1 protein-coding gene is annotated in these 248 nt (G+C 67.7%); it reads right to left on the reverse strand.

Features of this window, described 5'->3' with window-relative positions:
- Positions 1 to 194, reverse strand: a 194-nt coding sequence (locus tag AC27VE_RS30760) for a hypothetical protein (protein ID WP_488705862.1), incomplete at its 3' end; no start/stop codon positions are given.
- Between the last annotated feature and the right edge of the window lie 54 nt (positions 195 to 248).

Genomic DNA, 248 nt, shown 5'->3' on the forward strand with positions numbered 1-248 from the left:
TGATAGGAGTAGGTGATCTTGCCGGTGGCCGCGTCATAGCCGGTGATGGTCAGCACGCCCTTGTCGGTGGTGATGACGACCGGAGTGGTGGAGGCGTGGGTGACGTCCTGGCCGCCGACGGTGACGCCGGCGATGCCGGCTTCAGCGGACACGGTGACCGAACCGGTGACGGTGTCGCCGGAGGCTTCGAGCACGCTGTTGTGGGCACCGGTGACGGAGCCGTCGCTGTCCTCGGGGGTGATGACCGG

The sequence above is a fragment of the Achromobacter sp. 18P8.1.1 genome (assembly GCF_057799415.1).